Source organism: Opitutia bacterium (assembly GCA_016217545.1).
Taxonomy (GTDB): Bacteria; Verrucomicrobiota; Verrucomicrobiia; order Opitutales; family Opitutaceae; genus Didemnitutus.
In genome coordinates this window covers 286,095-303,522 of the sequence record JACRHT010000017.1, presented here as the reverse complement: position 1 = coordinate 303,522, position 17,428 = coordinate 286,095, and the positions used below count along the sequence as shown (strand labels likewise).

The window sequence follows — 17,428 nt, the reverse complement described above, 5'->3', positions numbered from 1 at the left end:
GCGATTCGCGCTCGCGCGCGCTCAGCGCGGATCGAGGCGATCGGTGGTTTTCGCGGTGTCCTCACGGCGACTGTTATTTGCGACAATGTCGAAGCCGCCGGTGAGGCGGATGTCCTCGGAGGAGGCGCCGATCATCACGGTAAAACGGCCGGGTTCGACGACCCACTCGCGCGCGCGGTTGTAGAGCTGGAGGTGCTCCGGCGTGAGCGTGAAGGTCACGGTCCGCGTTTCGCCCGGTTGCAGCGGAAGGCGCGTGAAGCCGCGCAGCACTTTCTCGAAGGTGACGACGCTGCTGTAGTCGTCGCGCACGTAGAGTTGCACGACCTCGTCGCCGGCGCGCGAGCCGGTGTTCGTGACATCGCAGCTGACGGTGACGGTGCCTTGCGGGCCCTGCGTCTCCGGACTGACGCGGAGGTTGGCGTAGCTGAACGTCGTGTAGCTGAGGCCGAAGCCGAATGGGAAAAGCGGACCCTCGACCTGGCCACCGTCCTTGCCGTGCGAGCCGGGATGCGCGGGGAAGTTCAGCGGAATCTGGCCGACGCCTTTCGGGAAGGTGATCGGCAGGCGGCCGGCGGGATTGTAGTCGCCGAACAGAACGTCCGCGACGGCGTTACCGCCGTCCTCGCCCGGGAACCACATCTCGACGATCGCAGGAATGTGTTTGGCCGCCCAGTTGATGCTGAGCGGACGGCCGTTGCTGAGCACGAGCACGACGGGTTTGCCGGTGGCGTGCAGGGCGCGGAGGAGGTCCTCCTGGTAACCGGGCAGGTCGAGGCTGATGCGACTGCGCGATTCGCGGCAGAGTTCATCGGTCTCGCCGAGCACGGCGATGACGACGTCGGATTCGCGGGCGGCAGCGACCGCTTCGGCGATGCCGGCTTGCACGGCGGCGGACGGCGGCTCCTTCGAGACGTCGCTTTCGGGCCAGCGCTCGTCGACGACGTCGACGCCCTTGACGTAGCGGACGTCGGCGGCCGAGCCGAGCTTGGTGCGGATGCCGGCGAGCGGGGTGACGAAGTCGAGGCGTTGCGCGCCGTAGCGCGACCACCAGCCGTGCGCGTTGTCGGCGAGTGGGCCGGTGACGAGCACGCGCTTGAGCGACGACTTGGCCAGCGGGAGGGCGTTGGCGGTGTTTTTCAGCAGCACGATGGATTCGCGCGCGGCTTGATGAGCGACGGCGAGGTGTGCCGGCGACCGGACGACGCGATCGGCTTCGGCCGGAGTCGTGCGGTAAGGCGCGTCGAAGGAGCCGGTCCAGTATTTCACGCGCAGCACGTCGCGCACGCGCGCGTCGATCGTTTCGACAGAGAGTTTTCCTTCGCGCACGAGCGCGCGGACGAGGTCGGTGTATTCCGACGGCGGCGTGAAGTGCGTGCGGATGTTCAGGCCGGCTTCGATGGACTGGCGCACGGCCTCGATGGGCGTGGCCGCGACGCGATGCTTGGTGTGGATGAATTCCACGGCCGAGCTGTCGGAAACGACATAGCCTCGGAAGCCCCAGTCCTGCCGCAGGATTTCGGTGAGGAACTCGTAGCTGCCCTCGATGGGCACGCCGTCGTAGTCGTTGTAGGAAGCCATGACGCCCATCGCGCCGGCATCGCGCACGGCCTTGCGGAACGGGTGCAGGAAGAGCGTCTGCACATCGCGCCAGCCGATGTGTGGATCGGTGCGCGCGGCGCCATCGCGACCGCCTTTGGGAATGCTGTAGACCGCATAGTGCTTGAGCGTGGAGACGACGCGGTGCTGTTGGAGTCCGCGCACCTGCGCCATGCCGTATTCGGCGGTGAGAAACGGGTCTTCGCTGTAGGACTCGATCACGCGGCCCCAGCGCGGGTCGCGCGCGAGGTCGAGGACGGGCGAATAGACGTTGGTGTAGCCGAGTGCGCGGGCTTCGGCGCCGGTGACGTTGCCGATGGCGGCGACGAGCGCGGTGTTCCATGAGCTGCCGACGGCGAGTTCGGCGGGGAAACTCGTGGCCTTCGAATGCATGAGGCCGCGAATGCCTTCGTTGGTGAAATCGGCCGGGATGCCGAGGCGGGTGCGCTCGATGAACCAGCGCTGGACTTCGTTGATGGCGCGCGTGTGGAGCGAATACGGCAGATCGTGCACCGGGTCTGCGAGGTCGCGCTCCCAACCGGTGTTGCCGTTCATGTGCTCGTCGATGTTGCCGATGCCGTCCTTCCAGAGCGCGGTGTCCCACGCGGGAGTCGGCAACTCGTCCTGCGACACGCGCGGATAACCGTAGAGCGTCACCAACTGAGCCGTTTTCTCGTCCATCGTCATTCGCGCGAGCAGATCGGTGATGCGCTCCTCGACGTCGCGGGAGCGGTCCTCATAGGGGTCGAGCTTTCCGTTCTTGTTCAGATCGATCCAGCCGTCGTGGTAGATGGCTGCGGCCGCTTGGGCACGAACGAAGAGGTCGGGCTGCGACGGAACCGGCTGCGCTCCGAGCGGGAGCGAGCCGATGGCCAGACAGGTGACTAGCAGCGAAGGGCGACGAAGGGACCGGATCATGGGGTTGGGAAAGAGAGGAGCGGCGCCGAGGAAGCGAACGGGACGGAGCGCGTTGCCACGGAGCTCGAGATGCCATCAGGGGTTGTGGCGTTCCGAGCGAGGCAATCCGCAAGACTAACGTTTCTGCGTTTCGGCGTCTATGGATGGAGTTGACAACATTTGCCCGAAATTGACCGAAGCAGTCGGGCGAGGAGAGTGCGAGAGCATGGGAAAGCAGTCATGCACGCAGACGGCGTCGAAACTCGACCGGGGTCTCCTTCAGCGCGCGGGTGAAGATATCGTAGAACGAGCTGGAGGATCCGAAGCCGCTCGCGAAAGCCACATCGAGCACCTTGTCGTCCGTCGTGAGGAGGAGTTGCTGCGCTCTGGTCAGGCGGTGCTGCAGCAGGTAGTCGCGGATCGTGACGCCGCTGAGGCGGCGAAAGAGCGGCATGGCGTAGTTGGGATGCAGGCCGGCGGCCCGGGCGATTTCCGTGACGGTCAGGTCTTCACGGTAGCGCTCCGCCATGCAACGAGCCATGCGCTCGACGTGCTGCAATCCGCCGCTGACCCGATGGCCGGACGCCGAGCTTCGTTCCACGGACTGGCGGGCGAGAGACAGGAAACAAGCCTGCAGTTCCAGCAGTAGCCGGCGCCGGTCGCGTTCGTCCGCCCGAAGCAATTCGCCCACCCAGGCCCGCACCGGGTAGCGGTCGCCGAGCGCGGGCGGCGCAATCCACCATTTGCCCTCCACCAATCCGCGCATGAAGCGCTCCGGCAAATCCCAGCTCCAGACCCAGGCCAGCGGCACCGTGATCCAAGCCATCTCCGTGTCCGGTTCCACCGCGACCAGGCTGTGCGGGGTCGATCCCCAGAAGACGGTGAGGCGGCCGGCTTCGAGGCGTTGCATCGCGCCGCGGTGCAGGTAGGTGACGGCGCCGCGGAACGCAAAGTTCAGTTCCACCTCATGGTGATGATGGATCAACGCCATGGGCCGGGGCGGAGCCAGCAAGCGGGCATTGAGGCCAAAGGTTTCGAAGCGAACGTCGGGCACGGAACTTATTTTTCCGGAGAAAGCTGGCCGTCCGTCCGGAGGTGGCCAGCCGCAAATTCGTCTAGGGTGAGCGCATGTCTTCTGTGCCCAAGACGCGGCCGCCGGTGCTTTCGTTTCCGGATCAGCTCGATCATGTCCGTGATGTCATGCGCGGGCAGACGGAGCGGCTGCACGAAGTGGCTTCGCTCTTTGCCGAGGCGATCGCGGCGGGTGGATTGGTTCACGTCTATGCCAACGGACACTCCCGGCTGGCCGTCGAGGAGTTGTGCGTCCGCATGGGAGCGCTCACGGGTTTTCACGCTCTTCTGCAGACGGGGCTGACGACGTTCACCGACGTCGTGGGGGTGAACGGTATCCGGGTTAATCAGGCGATCGAGAAGTTCGAGGGCCTGGGCGCGCGGCTCCTCGACGACTACGACATCGGTCCGGGAGAGCCCTTGCTGGTGATCACCGCCACCGGAACGACGCCGGCCGCCGTGGACATCGCGCGCGAGTGGGTGGCGCGTTATCCGGATAATCCGATCGTGGGTTTGTGCTCAGCGGCCCAGTCCGCCCGCGCCACGCCGAAGCACAGCTCGGGCGAAAATCTCTCTCACGTCATCGCACGCGCCCGTCGAGGTGTCCTCATCGATAACGGCATGCCGATTGGCGACACCACGGTGTTGGTGGAGGGACGCACGGGTGCCTATCCAATTTGTCCGCTCTCATCGGTCGCCGCGCTGACCGCGATCCAGTGTCTCAACGAGCTCACTTTGCGGGAACTCGATGCGCGCGGCGTGGCGCACCACGTCCTTCGCAACATGCACCTGGGGGATACGCACGATTCCTACGAACGGTGGATTCGTGACCAGCGCGCCCGCTACGCGCGAGCGCTCCATCGCCCGACGCACGTCGGGCCGTCCCCATGATGCGGCTCTACAGCAAACAGATCCCGGTCGTGCCAGCCTACGACGTGGTCGTCGTCGGCGCGGGCTCGGCGGGAGCCGTGGCGGCGATCGCGGCGGCTCGGCGTGGTGCACGAACCCTTCTGCTGGAACGGTTGCCTTTCCTCGGAGGGACCAGCACGGCGGTGCTGGATACGTTTTACGGACTCTACACCCCGGGCACGCGGTCGCGGAAAGTCGTCGCCGGAATCCCGGACGACGTGATGGCGCGATTGCGCCGCTACAACTCCTGGCTGGAGCGCCCCAACACGCACGGTGCGGGCACGGGCGTCACTTATCATCCCGAGTATCTCAAGATCGTGTGGGAGTCGCTCGCCCGAGAAGCGGGCGTTTCGATCCTGCTCAACGCATCGGTGCAGGACGTCGTGGTCGATGACGGACGGATCACTGGCCTTGTGGTGGCGACCAAGGACGGACTGAGGTTCTGTTCCGGCAAGACCTATATCGATACGAGCGGCGACGCGGACGTCTGCCACTTTGCCGGAATCAGCTACGAGCTCGCGGGCGAGATCGCCCCTGCGCAGACGCTCACGACCACGTTCAAGATGGTGAACGTCGACGTCGCCCGGCGAAAAAGCATCTCGAAGCAGGAATTCCACGCGCTCATGGCCCGCGCCGCGGAAAGCGGTCGATACGCGCTACCGCGCAAGGAAGGCAGCGATCACATCACACCGGTGGAGCACATGACGGCGACGATCATGACCCGCCTCGCCTCCTATCGGAAAGACGCCAGCGGCACCACCAACGCGACCGATCCCGATTTTCTTTCGCGCGCGGAGATGGACGGTCGGGAGCAAGCCGTGGAATACATCCGGTTTTTGCGCGACTGCGTGCCCGGATACGAAAAGGCACAGCTCGCCTCTTTCGGTGTGCAGATCGGCGTGCGCGAAACGCGCCGGGTCCACGGACTTTACCGACTCACGCGGGATGATGTGCTGGGTGCGCGACAGTTCGATGACCAGATCGCGCTCTGCGGAGCTCCGATCGAGGATCATCACGGCGGCGCCGACACGGCCTGGGCCTACTTGCCGGACGGACAGTGTGTCGGCGTGCCGTTCCGCACCTTGGTTCCGCGGGATGGCCGCAATCTTCTGGTTGCGGGGCGTTGCTTTTCCGCGACCCACGACGCGCACGCGAGCGTTCGCTCGATGGGACAGACCATGGCCATGGGACAGGCCGCAGGAACCGCGGCCGCGATGGCGGCCCGCGCGGATAGAGAAATCGCCTCCGTCGCGGTGGTGGATCTGCGCGACCAACTTCGTCGTGACGGAGCAATCCTCGAACTATGAGCGCGTGGATCGGACTCGATATCGGCGGCACGCGCCTGAAGGGCGGCGTGATCGACGCGGCGGGCCGGATCGTGGCGAGCGAGGTGGAAGATACGCGGGCGGGCCAGCCGCTACGCGCGCTGGAACGACAACTCGATGCCTTGGTGGCTCGGCTGCAGCGGCACGTCAGCGACCGTCTGGCCGGTATCGGTGCGGCGATCACTGGCCCCGTCGATCCCGAGATGGGCTGCGTCTATCTGCCCGGAAAGATTCGCGGACTCGATCGCCACCGGACGGTGCCGTATCTGCGGCGTCGTTGGCAGGTCCCGGTTTTGGCGGACAACGACGGTCGTCTCGCGTGCTTCGCCGAGTGGCAGAGCGGTGCCGGAAAAGGCGTGGACAATCTGCTCGTGGTGACGCTCGGCACCGGCATCGGCTCGGGCGTGGTCCTCGACGGCCGCTTGCTGACGGACCGTCACTTCCAGCGTGGGACGCAGTGCGGGCACATGATCATCGACTTGAACGGCCCGCGCTGCCTCACGGGCGCCGCGGGCACGGGCGAGAGCGTCGCCTCGGTCACTGCGCTGGTTCAAGCGGCGCGCGATCATGTCGCGCGCGGGCTCGATACCGTTCTCGCCGGGTTCGCTCCCGCCGAAATCACGTTTCCCGCCGTCGTGGCGGCCGTGCGGCAGAAAGACCGCGTGGCGGCGGAACTTTTCACGCGGTGGCTGGACCGCTTCGCGGCCGTCCTGCTCAATGCCTATTACGCTTACGCGCCGGACTTGATTCTGCTCGCGGGCGGGCCGGTGCAGGCGGCGCCGTTGTTTCTCCGCCCGCTGGAAAAACGAATCAACGTCGCAGCGTTCGTCGTGCCGGTAGGACGCCGCATCCGGTTGCGCGCCGCGGCGCTGGGAAGCGACGCCGGTTGGGTGGGGGGCGCGCTCTTGGCGCGGGAAAAATTTGGAGGTGCCGCGTGACCGGTGCGCTCGCAGGGAAGGTCTGCCTTATCGCCGGCACCACCGGCATCGCGGGAGCTTCGGCGCGGTTGTTCGGTCGCGAAGGGGCGCGCGTGGTGGCGGTCGGCCGCTCTGCCGGAAACGCCGCGGCGCTCAGCGAAGAACTGTCAGCGGCGGGCGTGGAAAATCTCGTGCTCGCCGAAGATTTGGCGAACCCCGGAGCGGCTAGTCGCGTGATTGCCTCCACGCTGGAACGGTTCGGCCAGGTGGAGGTGCTGTTTCACGTCGCGGGCATCAGCGGCCGCAAGTTCGGCGACGGACCGCTCGGGGAATGCACGGACGAAGGCTGGGACACCGTCATGTCCGTCAATTTGCGCGCCATGATGCAGCTCAATCGTGCGTGCCTGCAGCACTGGCTCGGACGGGGCGAGCGGGGCGTGATTCTCAACATGGCCAGCGTGCTCGGTTTCGCGTATGTCGCCGAACACTTCGACACCGTGGCCTATGCCGCGGCGAAGGGAGCGATCATCTCCCTGTCGCAACATGCCGCGGCGACCTACGCGCGTCACGGAATCCGCATCAACGTCCTCGCTCCCGCTCTGGTCGAAACACCGATGTCGGCTCGTGCCACGCGCGATCCCGTCATTCTCGAACTGCTGCGGCGCAAGCAGCCGCTCACGGGGAAACCGTTGACCGATGCGGACTGCGCGCGCGCGGCGCTTTATCTGTGCAGCGACGCTTCGGCCGGCGTCACCGGCATCGTGCTGCCCGTCGACGCCGGCTGGTGCGTGAGCGGCTGAATCAGCGAATCCCCCGCCATCTCCCGATGAAAGATCCCCTCTTGATCGAATGGTCCCGCCTCACGTGCGACGAACTGGCGACCGTCGACCGGCGGTTGCCGGTCATTATTCCGATCGGACTCATCGAAGCCCACGGGCCGCATCTCGCCTTGAGCGTCGACTGCGATACGGCGGCGTATTTTTCGCGCGCTGTCGCGGAATCGACCGGTGCGATCCTCGCACCGATTTTCAACTACGGTTACGCCGACGAAATGGCGGACTACCCGGGCACGATCGGCCTGACGGCCGACACGCTGGCGGCAGTGTATGCGGACCTCGCGAGTCACTTTTGTCGCCACGGTTTCATGCGGCAGATCTGGCTGTCGGGGCACGGTGCCAACCGCATTCCCTTCGATGTCGCCCTGCCGCGCATCTGGGCGCGGCATCCCGAGGCGCGGCTGGTTTACTGGAATTACTGGACCGAGGCCGGCTTCACCACGATCGCCCATGCCGACCAGGGCGAGACGGAGATCGCTCTCGCGGTGGGCACTCGCGCTTGCATGGAGCGAGCGCGGGACTTCCGCGTCAGCAAGCCTTGGTATCGCCTGCGGTCGCGGCACGCGCTGTATCCGGAAACCGGCGGCATCAATGGCGAACCGTCGCGGGCGAGTCGTGCGGCTGGTGAGCGCGCGCGTGACGAAATCGTGCAGCGGCTGGCTGCGAAAGTCGCCGCGATCATCGCGGCCGAGCGAGACGCTCCATGAGTGCGCACCATCTCATTGTCACTCGTCGAATCCTTTCGGCGGCGGTGATTCCCGCTCCGGAGCTGGCGGTTCCGGTGGCGCGGGCGCTGTTGGCGGGCGGACTCGATGTGATGGAAGTCACCTTTCGCAACGCGCATGCCGCCGAATGCATCCGGCGCATTCGTGCCGAGGTGCCAGGCATGACGGTGGGCGCCGGCACGCTGTTGACGCCGGCGCAAGTCGACGCGGCGCGCGCTGCCGGCGCGGAGTTCGGCGTGTCGCCGGGTTTCAATCCGACCGTTGTGAGCTATGCGGTGGGCGCTGCGTTTCCGTTCGTGCCCGGCGTTCTCACGCCCGGGGAGATGGAGCAATCGCTCGAGTTGGGATGCAACCTGGTGAAGTTCTTTCCGGCCGCGGCGGGCGGAGGCCCGGATTTCATCAAAGCCGTAGCGGCCCCCTACGCACATACCTCGCTCCAACTTGTTCCTCTCGGCGGAATCGGAGAGCAGAACCTGGCGAGCTATCTCGCGCTGCCGTTGGTGGTCGCGGTGGGGGGCTCATGGCTGACCGATCGAGAGCTGTTAACCGCTGGTCGCTGGGACGAGATTTCCGCGCGCACGCGGCGAGCCCTGGCGATCACCACGGCCGCGGGCATCGAGGGGAGATGACTGCGATGTGGCCGTTGGTCGCGATGGAGAATGCGTTGTTCGGCGATCCTTCGCTGGGCTGGGAGCGACGCTGCGCGCTGGTGGCCGAAGCGGGCTTTGCAGGAATCTACGCGGTGCCTTATCCGCTCGCGGACGACGATCTCGTCCGGCTTGCGGCGCTCGATGTCGTGCCGGCTCGCCACGGACTGAGGGTTGCGGGCGTCTATGCGAACATCGATTTGGCGCTGGCGCCGGACGCGCCTTGGAATGCGCGAGTTCGGCGGCTGTTTGAAATCATCGCGGGCGTGTCTCGCGTGGAACTGAGTTTCAAGTGCAGCGTTCCGTCGCGCGAAGCGCCGGCGTGGGAAGAGGCGATCGTCGCGCGACTGGAGCCGCTGCTGGCTGTGGCCGAGCGGCGCGGTCTCGAGGTCGCTCTGTATCCGCACTCGTTCTACCCGCTCGAAACCGTGCGGGAGGCAGAGCGAGTGGTGCAGCGCATCGCGCACCCGCGCTTGGGTTTCGCTTTCCCGGTCTCGCACTCTTATGCGCTTTGTTCTGCCGAGGAAACCGCACGGCAATTGCGGGCCTGCGCGAACCGGCTCGCAGGATTCAACGTCTGTGGGTGTCGTCGGCTCGCGCCGCAGCCGCCGGCGAAATGCGCGCACTTTCCGCCTGACGAAGGCGATCTGGAGATCGCGCCGCTGATGGCCGTGCTGCACGAGGAGGGATATCGCGGCGACATCGTCGTGCAGGGACACGGCTGGCAAGGCGACCTGCCGGGGATGTTGCGCCGTGCGGCAGCTTATCCGGGGTTCAGGAAGGAAATCGCTGCATCATCGCTTCCTCGGGAGGCGGTCGACCGCACGGCTCCGGAGGCACGGTTTCCCGGAGCGGAATCGCATCATCTTACGTCATGAAAAAAATTAAACTGGCCGTGGTCGGCGCCGGCGCATTCGCCCGCGTGTTCATTCCGTTGTTCAAGGCGCATCCGCAAGTGCGCGCGGTGTGTCTTGCTGAAGTGCTGCCTGATCGCCGGCGGGCCGAGGCGGCCGCGGCGGGCATCACGGAGACGTTTGCCACGTTCGAGGACGTGCTCGCGAGCGATTGCGATGCCGTCGCGATCTTCACGCAACGTTGGCTTCACGCGCCGATGGCCATCGCCGCGCTGAAGGCGGGCAAGCATGTCTACTCGGCGGTGCCGGCGGCGATGACGCTCGCGGAGCTCACGGAACTGGTCGAAGTCGTCAAACGCACCGGGCTCACCTACGCGCTGGGCGAGACCAGTTACTATTATCCGTCGACGGTGTTTTGTCGCGAGATGTGGCGACAGGGGAAGTTCGGCCGCTTCGTCTACGGCGAGGGTGAATACATGCACGATATGTCGCACGGTTTCTATGAAGCTTATCAGCACAGCGGCGGCGCCGACTGGAAGCGCACCGCGGGCGTGCCGCCGATGCTTTATCCGACGCACACGGTCAGCATGATCGTGGGCGTCACGGGCGCTCGCCTCACGCAGGTCTCGTGCTTGGGACAGGTCGATCAGAGCGGTGATGGCGTTTTCGGCCCGGGGCTGAACTTGTGGGACAACGCCTTCAGCAACGAGACCGCGCTGTTCCGCACCAGCGATGGCGGTGCGGCGCGCATCAATGAACTCCGCCGCGTCGGACACTGGGGTGGTCGTTCGGTGCGGCTCAGCCTTTTCGGCACGGAGGGGTGTTTTGAGGAACAGCCGGAAGGCGAAGTGTGGGTGAATCGCGCTCGCGAAGTGACGAAACTCACGGAGCTGCTGCGCTGTGGCCCGATCACAACGCAGGATCGCGCCGCGGCGCAGATTCGCGAGGACGGCACCCAGCACGATTTTCATTCCGGCATGGCGCCGGTTCACCCGGTGTGGCGACTGCCGAAGGAATACGAGGGTCTGGGCAGCGGGCACCATGGCTCGCATCAATTTCTGGTGGACGACTTCTGTCGCGCCGTCGGCACTGGCGCGCTGCCGCCGAACCATGTCTGGGCCGCGGCTCGCTACAACTTGCCCGGCATCATCGCCCATGAATCGGCGCTGCGCGGCGGAGAGCTGATGCCAGTGCCCGATCTGGGCGGGCCTCCGGACGGCGCCCGGCTGCTCGAAGATGAGCTGGCCAAACTCGCGCCCACGACACCGACCTGGTCCCTGCCGAAGCCCGACTACACGGGCGAGAAGTGGTGGTGACCACGCTGCGCCTCCGCTGGCGCGCGCTTCACGGCGATTTCCACTTCACGACCTTGGAGCGCTCCTGCCGGTAGGCGGAGGCACTCCGACCCACGTAGAGCGTGAAGTTACGGCTGAACAACGCCAGCGAACCAAAGCCGGAAAGGCGCGCGATCTCGGTCAGGGTTTTGTCGGAATTGATCAGCAGCGTTTTTGCCCGCTCGAGTCGCACCGTGCGCAAATAGCCGAGAACGGTTTGACCGGTAACTTTGCGGACGACGCGCGCGACGTGCTCTTCGCTTTTGCGGACGTGCCAGGCGATCTCGCCGAGCGTCAGCGGTCGGGCGTAGTTGCGCAGCAGGTATTCCTTCACCTGGTTGACGAGAGAACCTTGGCCCGGCTCCGCGGATTTTTGCGGAGTCGGATTTTCGTGCACCATGCGAGCGACGTGGACGACGAGATTGGTGCTGAGCGCGCGAACGCGATGGCGGATGCCGGTGGGGTGCTCCTCGATGTCGCGCCGGATCGCGCGCAGGATTTCCTGCATCGGAGCGGTCTGGGCTCCCGGCAGGTGGCGGATCTGGCGGAAATGGTGGCGCACGAACGCACCGAGATCCGATTCGGGATTGCCGCGCACGGGCGGATTGGAGCCGGAGCTGCCGGGAGGGGCGAGCGGCGGCAAGGCGAAGGCGATCTTCAACGCGTGCACTTTCGCCGACTCGCCGGCGCGGGCGACGCGGTAATGCTGCACGCACCGGCGCGGCACGACGAGAATGTCGCCCGTCTTGACGGGGAAGGCACCGAAACCCTCGATCTCGCCGGTGCAGTCGGCCTGCAGGAAAAAGAGCAGCTTGCGCTCCGGGTTCTGCACGGTGACGTCGCTGTCGTCGGGGATCACGAAGCCGAGTTCCGAAACGGTCGAGAACGGGGCACCGAGCCGTTCGATCGAATGGAAGGTCATCGCCATGGCGCGTCAGTTTCAGACAAATGTTGTCAAGGGCAACCATAGACGCCCGCCGCGAGCCGGGATAGATTTGCCCTGGTCGGGCGGCGCGGCGATGCCCGCGGAATTGCGTGCCGCGCGGAGCCCGCCCCTGCCTCTCCGTGCTCGATTCACCGTCCACACTGCTCGCTGGATCTGCGCGGTCCGTTCGGTCTCGCCGCGCCGATTCGCTTTTCTCCGCTGTCGTTGGAAGGCACGTGTGCGTCATCGTCTGCTTCGCGATCTTCGCCGGTTGGACGGCGTCCACGTCGGCTGCGAGTGGCACGACGATCCTGGTCGATACCGGTTCGTTCGAGACTGCGGCGGCGGCCGCCAGCGCCGAAGGGGAAGTCGTGTGGCTCGACGACGATCTGGTGGACGACAATGCCTGCACGCTCAGCTTTGCCGCGCTGGAAGTGCAACGCTACCTGCGTCGGATGACCGGTCGGCCCGCCGACTTCGCCGTCGCGCGTTCCGCGGCGCGGTTGCCGCCGGGCGATGTGCTCGTGGTCGGTTTGGCGCATGATCCGCACGTGCGGCGCGTGGCGCAGTTGTTCAACGCGCGGCTCGAACACATGGAGTTCGGGCCTGAGGGTTATTGGCTGAAATCGGCGATCGTAGAGGGGCGCCGCGTCGTCCTGATCGCAGCGCAGGAGCGACGCGGTGCGCTCTACGGCGCCTACGATTTGTTGTATCGATGGGGTTGCCGCTGGTTCGACCCCGGCGAGCAAGGCGAGGACGTGCCGGACCTCGACGCGTTGCCGGACCTCGACGTCACGCAGCGTCCCAGTTTCACCAGTCGTGGTTTTCTGGCGTGGGAAAACCGCGGCGACTCCGCATTCCTCCTCTGGATGGCGCGCAATCGCCTCAACTATTGGACACTCGAACAGGAGCCGCACGCGCTGATGCACAAGCTCGGCATCCGGATGATTTGCGGTCGACACGATGCCGAGCACGAATTCATCGGACCCAGAAAGCCTTACCCTTACGATCATCGCCGATTCGCCGGTGACGAGGCCCAGCCCCGAGATCCGTATGCGGAGAGTCTCGAGTTCAAGGGGGACCTCGATGGCGACGGTCAATTGTCCTATTTCGAGGCCCACCCGGAATGGTATGCGCTGGTCGGTGGCAGGCGCGTGCCCGGAATCGAAGTCAACCGCGGCACGAACTATTGCACGTCGAACGCCGATGCCACCGCCGAGTTTGTCGGCAACTACGTGCGGGCGCTGGTCGAAGGGCGATTTCGCGAGGCGGACATCGTGCGCTTCTGGGCGCTGGATGTGGGCAAGTGGTGCGAATGCGAAAATTGCCGCGCTCAAGGCTCGCCCACCGATCGCTATCTCCAGCTGGTGCACCGGTTTTGTCAGGAATTGGACGAGGCGCGGGCAGCGGGCCGGCTGCGGCGACCGCTCGAGGTGACGTTTCTAGCCTACGGAGATGTGGTGGAACCGCCGAGTCGACCGCTGCCACCCGGCTTCCCGCGGGACTATTGCATGGCGACGTTCTATCCGATCCAGCGCTGCTATGTGCACCGCCTCGACGATCCGGACTGCACGGCGCGGAACGAACGATACCGTCGACAACTTACGGGTTGGGCGAGCGATCCCGAGCGACACTACCGGGGAAAACTCGCGGTGGGGGAATACTACAATGTGCGCGGCTTCAACAGCCTGCCGGTCTGCTTCATGCACACGATGGCGGTCGACATCCCAACCTATTTTCGCGCCGGTGCGCGGTCGTTCGACTACATGCACGTGACCACGGCGCGATGGGGCAGCAAGGCGCTGACGAACTACCAAATGGCGCGCCAGCTCTGGGATGTGCAGACGGACTGCGACGCGCTTTGGCGGGATTACTTCGCCCGACGCTACGGAAACGCCGCGGGCCACCTGCGCCGCTTCTACGCATCGCTCGAGCAGATGTTGGCCAACGTCACTGAGATTAAATACACCCTCGCACCGCGACTGAACACCGGCGAAGCGGTTTTGTTTCCCAACTCGCACCTGCGCTTTCGGAGTGAGCCCGGCGAACTGCGTGAAGGACCGACGCTCGCCGAAAGCATCGAGCATGGCCGGAGTTGTCGCGAATTGATCCAGTCCGCGTTAGCCCTCGATTTGCCGCCGGCAGTGCGGGCGCGTGTCCGCGAAGACGAAGAATGCTTCGCCTACGCGGAACGAACGCTGGCGTATTACGCGGCTTGCGTGCAGGCGTTCACTGCGATCCGGGCCGGGCAGCGCGACGAAGCGCGTGCGCATTTAGAGGACGCGCGGCACGTGGCGGAAGAGTTGCGCCGGGACGAGATTTCAACCCAGGGATCATCGGCCCACGCGAACGCGGCGAACGCACTCGAAGCCACACGCGCCGCGGGCGCGTTGCAACGGCTGGCCGACCTGCTCGATGCGCCGCGCTGAGGCAGCGGCTTGGAGGCGTCACGACTGTATCCTCGCGTCCACCGCTCCAGCGACCGCTCGCACCGCCGGTCAATCGGGGACAAATGTTGTCAAGTTGAACCATAGACGCTCGCCGTGCGATGCAGTAGAGTCTGGCTCCCGCTTGTCACCCCGGCAGTCCCCTTGTGTGGAGGGCTGCGCGAAGAACAGAACAAACCCCGCGTCTCACCCCATGAATTTGTCGTCTCCGTCGCTCAGTTGGCGCCGCGCTGCTCAGTTCCTGCTGCTGCTCGCCGCTGGCGGCGGGTTGTCGGACGTGCTCGCTGCTGAGATTGCGCTGCCGACGGTCGGCGAGGTTCGGCCGCGCGCCGCGAAGGAGATCGCGTCGTCGAGCTGGTCGATCGGCGCCGAGACGCTCGATCGGGATTACGCGATCTATCGCAACTACCGCGACTACCTGGGCCCGCTCGGCGCGAAGCGCGTTCGGGTGCAAGCCGGTTGGGCCAAGTGCGAACGCGAGCGCGGCGTCTATTCGTGGGACTGGCTCGACGAGGTGGTCGACGACGCGCGGGCGCAGGGCGTGCAACCGTGGCTGGAAATCAGTTATGGCAACCGTCTTTACCCAGGCGGTGGTGGCCAGGGGCTTGGCGACGGCCTGCCCTCATCGCCCGAAGCGCTCGAGGCGTGGGATCGCTGGGTGCAGGCGCTGGTCACGCGCTACAAGGACCGCGTGCGCGAATGGGAAATCTGGAATGAGCCGGATCTCGTTTCGCCGACGGCGCCGACGCCCGAGGCCTACGCGAATCTTTTTCTGCGGACGGCGTCGATGGTGCGCGGGCTGCAGCGGGAGAGCCGGATCCTCGCGCTCGCGATGGTGGGCAATGTCGATTTCGCCGATCAGTTCCTCGCCGCGGTGCAGACGAAAGGACGCTTCGATCTCGTGGATGCAATCACGATCCACGGTTACCCGCGCAATCCGGACGACACGACGAACATCGATCGGCTCAACGCCGTCATCGCGAAGTATGGCCGTGCGATTGAGGTGCGGCAGGGCGAGACGGGCGCGCCTTCGCAACGCCAGGGGCAGTTCGCGCTCCGCGAGATTGCCTGGACCGAAAACCTGCAGGCCAAGTGGAACCTGCGGCGCATGCTCGCACATCGGGGACGCGACGTGGCGTTCAATTTGTTCACGCTGTCCGACCTCCACTATACCTACTATCACCGTGAGCCGGGCGATGCTCTGCGCATGAACTACAAGGGTCTGCTGGCGACGAATCCGGATCGGACCATCGCGCGGCCGAAGGTCGCGTATCGCGCCGCGCAGAACGTGTTCGCGATTTTCGACGACACATTGAAGCGGATCGCCGATTTTCCGTTCACCACGACGGCGCTGCGCGGACTGGCTCTTCACGGCTACGAGCAGGCCGGCGCGCAGGTCGTGGCGCTCTGGTTCAACGACGCGCCGCCGTCCGAAGCTAACGGCGTGACCTTGGTCGAGCTGACCCTCCCCAAGGCGCGCTTCACGGAGCCGGTGCTCGTCGATCTGCTCACCGGACGCGTTCACGCGCTGCCGACTTCGCAGTGGAAGGCCGGGCCGGAGGGCGTGGTGTTCTCCAACTTGCCGGTCTACGATGCGCCGTTGCTGATCGCCGAGCGCCGTGCGCTGCCGCTCGCAGAGGCGAAAACCCCTTGACGAATTTCCCCGTGCCGACGTCGCCCATGCCTCTCGCTCGCCTCCGCTGGCTCATCCTCGGGCTGCTATTCCTGTCCACGGTGATCAACTACGTGGACCGGCAGGCGCTGTCGGTGCTGCTGCCGACGCTGCGCTCGGAGTTAGGACTCTCGAGTGCGGACTACGGATTGATCACGACGGCGTTTCTGCTCGCCTATACCGCGGCGCAGGTGCCGATCGGGATGTGGATCGACAAGGTCGGCACGCGGCTCGGGTTCTCCGTTTCCATCGTGGGCTGGTCGCTGGCGGCTGTGCTGCATGCTTTCGTGGTGGGACCGATCAGTCTACTGTTCGCCCGCGCGCTGCTCGGCGTGACGGAAGCGGGCAACTGGCCCGCGGGCACCAAGGCGGTCGCGAGCTGGTTCCCGCAAAAGCGGCGGGCGTTCGCGATGGCGATTTTCGACGCAGGCTCGGCGGTGGGGGCGGTGTTGGCGCCGCCGTTGGTTGCGTTGCTTGCTCTCCAGTGGGGCTGGCGCGCGTCGTTTGTGGTCACTGGCGTCTTGGGATTCGTGTGGCTCTTGGGCTGGCTGTGGCTCTATCACGCGCCGCAGGAGCACCCGCGGCTCTCCGCGGCCGATCGCGAGACGGTGATCAAAGAAGTGGGCTTGGCGCCTTCGAAGCCACCGGTTTTCGGGGCCGCACTTCGTCGCATCGTGCGAGAGCGCCAGCTCTGGGGCTTGATGACGACGCGCCTGATGGCGACACCGGTCTGGTGGTTCTATGTGTTCTGGCTGCCTGACTATCTGAGCAAGGGCCGCGGCTTCTCGCTCAAGGAAATCGGATTCTACGGCTGGATTCCCTACGTCACGGTTGACCTTGGTAAAATGTTTGGCGGCGCCGCCTCGGATGCGCTGCTGGCGCGCGGCTACAGTGCCACGTTTGCCCGAAAGACCCTCATGATCCTCGGCGCGTTCGCGATGCTGGGCGGTCTGCAAGTCGTGAACGCCGATTCCGCGATCGGCGCGATTGGCTGGGTGTGTTTGGCGACGTTCGGCTTTGGCATGTGGAGCGCGAACATCCTCGCGTTGCACGCGGATATGTTCCCGGCCGAAACGATGGGAACCGCGATGGGCTCGACGCTGATGGCGGCCAGCCTGGGCGGCGCGGTGTTTACCTTTGGCGTGGGCCAGGTCGTCGATCGCATCGGCTACAGCCCGGTTTTCTGGACGGTGGGCGTGCTGCCGCTGATCGCGTGTGTGGCACTGCTGTTCTGGGTCGGACGCGTCGAGCGCATCCGCGATGCCTGAGGCTT

14 protein-coding genes are annotated in these 17,428 nt (G+C 65.6%); 11 read left to right on the top strand and 3 right to left on the bottom strand.

Features of this window, described 5'->3' with window-relative positions; genetic code table 11:
- Nucleotides 1-21: 21 nt before the first annotated feature.
- Nucleotides 22-2,514 carry a glycoside hydrolase family 3 C-terminal domain-containing protein gene (locus HZA32_17205; protein MBI5425817.1) on the bottom strand — a complete coding sequence of 831 codons (2,493 nt, stop codon included), beginning with the start codon at nucleotides 2,512-2,514 and terminating at the stop codon, nucleotides 22-24.
- Between the two features lie 217 nt (nucleotides 2,515-2,731).
- A complete protein-coding gene (locus tag HZA32_17200) occupies nucleotides 2,732-3,547 on the bottom strand; it encodes a helix-turn-helix domain-containing protein (GenBank protein ID MBI5425816.1) in 816 nt (271 codons plus the stop codon).
- Between the two features lie 74 nt (nucleotides 3,548-3,621).
- Here HZA32_17200 and HZA32_17195 point away from each other — a divergent pair, with 74 nt between their 5' ends.
- Genes HZA32_17195 through HZA32_17160 form a run of 8 tightly spaced genes read left to right on the top strand, consistent with a single transcriptional unit; the run spans nucleotide 3,622 to nucleotide 11,093 of the window.
- Nucleotides 3,622-4,455, top strand: coding sequence for a sugar isomerase domain-containing protein (locus tag HZA32_17195; protein MBI5425815.1), 834 nt, complete (start codon nucleotides 3,622-3,624; stop codon nucleotides 4,453-4,455).
- The gene (locus HZA32_17190) at nucleotides 4,455-5,780 is read left to right on the top strand and encodes an FAD-dependent oxidoreductase (GenBank protein ID MBI5425814.1); all 1,326 of its coding nucleotides are present in this window, start codon (nucleotides 4,455-4,457) and stop codon (nucleotides 5,778-5,780) included. The genes HZA32_17195 and HZA32_17190 overlap by 1 nt, the downstream gene beginning before the upstream one ends.
- Nucleotides 5,781-5,827: 47 nt before the next feature.
- Nucleotides 5,828-6,736, top strand: coding sequence for an ROK family protein (locus tag HZA32_17185; GenBank protein ID MBI5425813.1), 909 nt, complete (start codon nucleotides 5,828-5,830; stop codon nucleotides 6,734-6,736).
- A complete protein-coding gene (locus tag HZA32_17180; protein MBI5425812.1) occupies nucleotides 6,718-7,515 on the top strand; it encodes an SDR family oxidoreductase in 798 nt (265 codons plus the stop codon). The genes HZA32_17185 and HZA32_17180 overlap by 19 nt, the downstream gene beginning before the upstream one ends.
- A 26-nt stretch (nucleotides 7,516-7,541) precedes the next feature.
- Nucleotides 7,542-8,258: a creatininase family protein gene (locus HZA32_17175; GenBank protein MBI5425811.1), complete on the top strand. Its 717-nt coding sequence runs from the start codon at nucleotides 7,542-7,544 to the stop codon at nucleotides 8,256-8,258.
- On the top strand, nucleotides 8,255-8,905 hold the full coding sequence (eda, locus tag HZA32_17170) for a bifunctional 4-hydroxy-2-oxoglutarate aldolase/2-dehydro-3-deoxy-phosphogluconate aldolase (GenBank protein ID MBI5425810.1): 651 nt from the start codon (nucleotides 8,255-8,257) through the stop codon (nucleotides 8,903-8,905). Before HZA32_17175 ends, eda begins: the two co-directional genes overlap by 4 nt.
- 5 nt (nucleotides 8,906-8,910) lie before the next feature.
- Nucleotides 8,911-9,801: a sugar phosphate isomerase/epimerase gene (locus HZA32_17165; protein MBI5425809.1), complete on the top strand. Its 891-nt coding sequence runs from the start codon at nucleotides 8,911-8,913 to the stop codon at nucleotides 9,799-9,801.
- Entirely contained in the window at nucleotides 9,798-11,093 is a 1,296-nt protein-coding gene (locus tag HZA32_17160) for a Gfo/Idh/MocA family oxidoreductase (protein ID MBI5425808.1), read from the top strand. The genes HZA32_17165 and HZA32_17160 overlap by 4 nt, the downstream gene beginning before the upstream one ends.
- A gap of 28 nt (nucleotides 11,094-11,121) precedes the next feature.
- On the opposite strand, the gene HZA32_17155 is transcribed toward HZA32_17160, so the two are convergent.
- Complete coding sequence (locus HZA32_17155) at nucleotides 11,122-12,039, bottom strand: helix-turn-helix transcriptional regulator (protein ID MBI5425807.1); 918 nt, start codon at nucleotides 12,037-12,039, stop codon at nucleotides 11,122-11,124.
- A 233-nt stretch (nucleotides 12,040-12,272) separates the two neighbouring features.
- Here HZA32_17155 and HZA32_17150 point away from each other — a divergent pair, with 233 nt between their 5' ends.
- The 3 genes from HZA32_17150 (at nucleotide 12,273) to HZA32_17140 (ending at nucleotide 17,423) form a co-directional block, all read left to right on the top strand.
- Nucleotides 12,273-14,465: a DUF4838 domain-containing protein gene (locus tag HZA32_17150; protein MBI5425806.1), complete on the top strand. Its 2,193-nt coding sequence runs from the start codon at nucleotides 12,273-12,275 to the stop codon at nucleotides 14,463-14,465.
- A gap of 211 nt (nucleotides 14,466-14,676) precedes the next feature.
- Entirely contained in the window at nucleotides 14,677-16,137 is a 1,461-nt protein-coding gene (locus tag HZA32_17145) for a hypothetical protein (GenBank protein ID MBI5425805.1), read from the top strand.
- Nucleotides 16,138-16,163: 26 nt separating this feature from the next.
- Complete coding sequence (locus HZA32_17140; protein ID MBI5425804.1) at nucleotides 16,164-17,423, top strand: MFS transporter; 1,260 nt, start codon at nucleotides 16,164-16,166, stop codon at nucleotides 17,421-17,423.
- The last annotated feature ends 5 nt before the right edge of the window (nucleotides 17,424-17,428 follow it).

Excerpts from the sequence above, each read along its gene's own strand:
- HZA32_17205 (MBI5425817.1), bottom strand. The coding sequence starts at position 2,514 with ATGATCCGGTCCCTTCGTCGCCCTTCGCTGCTAGTCACCTGTCTGGCC.
- HZA32_17195 (MBI5425815.1), top strand. The coding sequence starts at position 3,622 with ATGTCTTCTGTGCCCAAGACGCGGCCGCCGGTGCTTTCGTTTCCGGAT.
- HZA32_17190 (MBI5425814.1), top strand. The coding sequence starts at position 4,455 with ATGCGGCTCTACAGCAAACAGATCCCGGTCGTGCCAGCCTACGACGTG.
- HZA32_17175 (MBI5425811.1), top strand. The coding sequence starts at position 7,542 with ATGAAAGATCCCCTCTTGATCGAATGGTCCCGCCTCACGTGCGACGAA.
- eda (MBI5425810.1), top strand. The coding sequence starts at position 8,255 with ATGAGTGCGCACCATCTCATTGTCACTCGTCGAATCCTTTCGGCGGCG.
- HZA32_17165 (MBI5425809.1), top strand. The coding sequence starts at position 8,911 with ATGTGGCCGTTGGTCGCGATGGAGAATGCGTTGTTCGGCGATCCTTCG.
- HZA32_17160 (MBI5425808.1), top strand. The coding sequence starts at position 9,798 with ATGAAAAAAATTAAACTGGCCGTGGTCGGCGCCGGCGCATTCGCCCGC.
- HZA32_17155 (MBI5425807.1), bottom strand. The coding sequence starts at position 12,039 with ATGGCGATGACCTTCCATTCGATCGAACGGCTCGGTGCCCCGTTCTCG.
- HZA32_17145 (MBI5425805.1), top strand. The coding sequence starts at position 14,677 with ATGAATTTGTCGTCTCCGTCGCTCAGTTGGCGCCGCGCTGCTCAGTTC.
- HZA32_17140 (MBI5425804.1), top strand. The coding sequence starts at position 16,164 with ATGCCTCTCGCTCGCCTCCGCTGGCTCATCCTCGGGCTGCTATTCCTG.